Raw genomic sequence first — 2,766 nt, 5'->3', positions numbered from 1 at the left:
TGGCTTTGCCGACTTTGAGAAAGCATGGAACTCCATGTGCAACTGGTTTGTAGAAAGCGGCTATCAACAAGGCGATGGCTGTACCTACGAACTCTATCACAACGACTACACAACGCATCCCGAGCAGAAGCATATCGTCGACATCTGCATCCCGGTAAAACCGTTGTAAGGAAGGAAAAGAGAAAGGAGATAGGAAAAATCCCTTCTCCTATCTCCTTTCTCCCTTTATAATGCCCCAATATCCCCATTTACAATATAAGGTATCGCCTCCCTAATCTTATCTACCGGCCAATCCCACCATTGTAGCTTCAGCAACTCTGCGATAATCTCTTCGTCAAAGCGCTTTCGTATCTCTTTTGCCGGTACTCCACCGACTATAGTATAGGGTGCAACATCCTTCGTAACCACCGCCCGTGTCCCGATAACAGCTCCGTCACCAATATGAACTCCTGCCATAATTATGGCATCGTAACCAATCCACACATCATTACCGATAATGATATCACCTTTGTTGTCCCAAGCATCCGTAACATGGGCCTTCTCCAAATCCCATTCATCATAAAACAAAGGAAAGGTGTAATTGGATAATGACTTCAAGGTATGATTAGCGCTGTTGAAGATAAACTTAGCGCCACAGGTTATGGAACAGAACTTTCCGATAATCAGGCGATCTTTATTGATCGGATAATGATATAACACATTATTCTTCTCGAACAGGGTCGGATCTCCAACGAAGTCGTTATAGATCGTGTAATCACCAACAATAATATGGGGGTTCTTGGTTACCGTATTCAGATAGATGGTTTGAGAGTCATTCTCTCTCGGATATATTTTAGTATTCATTGTAAATCAGTTTATTTGTTAATAAGAAATCGAATTGAACTGTGCAAAATAAAGACACAGAAAATCGGGAATGACAATCCTGCCATTCCTCCCCATTTACAAAAAACTCATATACAACGCTGCCACTTCATAAGGTTCGTGAATTGATTCTTCTTTGGGTTTGAACTACAAAAGTAGTGCTTTTAAGGTAGATACCAAAAGATGCCTATTTTGGACAACCATATCCGAAATAGGCATCGTATCTTTGTGATATGAATCAAGCTGATAAACAATACTGTCAGAGTTGCGGAATGCCGCTTCGCTTCGATGTGGAGGAATATATGGGGACTAATTCCGATCATTCCCGTAGCCATGAGTATTGCTATTATTGCCTGAAAGACGGTGATTACACGGTGGATATTCCCATGAGCGAAATGGTGGATATATGGGTAAAGTATACCGATAAATACAACTGGTATTCCCATACGAACTATACACCGCAGGAATTAAGGACTCTACTAAATAAACGGCTCCCGACACTAAAGCGTTGGCGGCAAAAGGAAGAAACCGAAAGCCTGCATTATAAGGCAGTTAATCGTATTAAAGTGCATATTGACAAGAATCTTTTCGCTGCTCTTCCCCCCGAGCAACTGGCTACTAGGGCTAATCTTTCTTTCTTCCACTTCCGGAAAGTCTTCCGTAATACGACCGGAGAGAATATCGGCACATACATTCAACGTCTGCGATTGGAATACGTTGCTCATCTATTGATTGCGACAGATCAGTCTATTAGCGACATACAACAGCAAACCAATTATGAAACGAAGTTCAGTTTGGCAAAGGCATTTAAGAAACACTTCGGTATTTCCATGTCAAATTATCGAACGAAATACCAATCAGTAAACACATCGAAGAGATCAGACAATCTTCCAAAGCCTGAAATCCGCCGAGTCAATACGCTAAACGCAATCTGCCTGGATGTAAATGGTGCTTTCAAAAACGCCCATAGCTATCAGGCTATTTGGAAGCAACTGAAACATTACAAAGAAAAGCATTTGGTAAAAACAAACAGCCACTTTATAAGCATCAGTCAGGACAATCCACAGGTTACATTGCCCGACTTACGCCGCCTATACATTGGCTTTATTACAAATGAATATGCAATGCCCGAAGGTAAATTCACTTTGCAAGAGATTTCCGGTGGTATGTATGCCGTCTTTACACATAAAGGTAGCTATTCCCAATTACCGAACTTATACAAAACAATACATGAGCAATGGCTCCCTCATAGTCGGTATATCCAAAAACACCCATTGTCTTTTGAGGTTTACCTGAATACTCCCGATGAGGTGGCAGAAGAGAATTTAATAACAGAAATTTATATACCCATAGATAATAAATAACATAAAGATTATGGCAAAGTTTACAGACATTATGCTCCTTCAGCAACCCCAACAACACGCCTTAGTTATCGAACGTCAAGGCGATATGGCAACATTCGGCAAACTAATAGCTGATGGTTTTGCAGAAATAAGCGCTTACCTGAAAGAAGAGGGAGAACTCCCGTCCGACATCCCTTGTGTGGAATATCCCGCATTTAATGAAATGACCGAGAATAACATTCGTATGGTGATAACCTTTTATACATCGAAGCCATTTACCGGAAAAGGAGATATCCAAAGCATCATTATTCCCGAAAGGAAAGTCATAGCCTGTCTGTATAAAGGTTCGTATGAGGAACAGGCCAGACTATACAATGAGATGATGGAATGGATTAAAGAGAATGGTTTCGAGGGTACAGGTTCCAGCATAGAACATTATTATACTGCGCCGGAAGTGCCGCAAGAAGAACAAATCACCCGAATAATCATATCATTATGTTAGAACTCCCCGAAGTAACTACCCTCAGCAGACAAGCGAACGATACCCTGAAAGGAAAAACAA

At 41.2% G+C, this 2,766-nt stretch carries 4 protein-coding genes; 3 read left to right on the top strand and 1 reads right to left on the bottom strand.

The genetic code is table 11. The annotated features are described in order from the left end of the window. Positions 1–169, top strand: a 169-nt coding sequence (locus tag D0T84_RS21945) for a GyrI-like domain-containing protein (RefSeq protein ID WP_163310049.1), incomplete at its 5' end; no start/stop codon positions are given. Between the two features lie 56 nt (positions 170–225). On the opposite strand, the gene D0T84_RS21940 is transcribed toward D0T84_RS21945, so the two are convergent. Then, on the bottom strand, positions 226–843 hold the full coding sequence (locus D0T84_RS21940) for a CatB-related O-acetyltransferase (protein WP_163310048.1): 618 nt from the start codon (positions 841–843) through the stop codon (positions 226–228). Positions 844–1,094: 251 nt separating this feature from the next. Here D0T84_RS21940 and D0T84_RS21935 point away from each other — a divergent pair, with 251 nt between their 5' ends. Beyond that, entirely contained in the window at positions 1,095–2,225 is a 1,131-nt protein-coding gene (locus D0T84_RS21935) for a GyrI-like domain-containing protein (protein ID WP_163310047.1), read from the top strand. Between the two features lie 10 nt (positions 2,226–2,235). Further along, complete coding sequence (locus D0T84_RS21930) at positions 2,236–2,706, top strand: GyrI-like domain-containing protein (protein ID WP_163310046.1); 471 nt, start codon at positions 2,236–2,238, stop codon at positions 2,704–2,706. Positions 2,707–2,766 lie beyond the last annotated feature (60 nt).

The sequence above is a fragment of the Dysgonomonas sp. 521 genome (assembly GCF_010501055.1).
Lineage (GTDB): Bacteria > Bacteroidota > Bacteroidia > Bacteroidales > Dysgonomonadaceae > Dysgonomonas.
This window is presented reverse-complemented; position numbering and strand designations above follow the sequence as displayed.

Excerpts from the sequence above, each read along its gene's own strand:
- D0T84_RS21940 (WP_163310048.1), bottom strand. The coding sequence starts at position 843 with ATGAATACTAAAATATATCCGAGAGAGAATGACTCTCAAACCATCTAT.
- D0T84_RS21935 (WP_163310047.1), top strand. The coding sequence starts at position 1,095 with ATGAATCAAGCTGATAAACAATACTGTCAGAGTTGCGGAATGCCGCTT.
- D0T84_RS21930 (WP_163310046.1), top strand. The coding sequence starts at position 2,236 with ATGGCAAAGTTTACAGACATTATGCTCCTTCAGCAACCCCAACAACAC.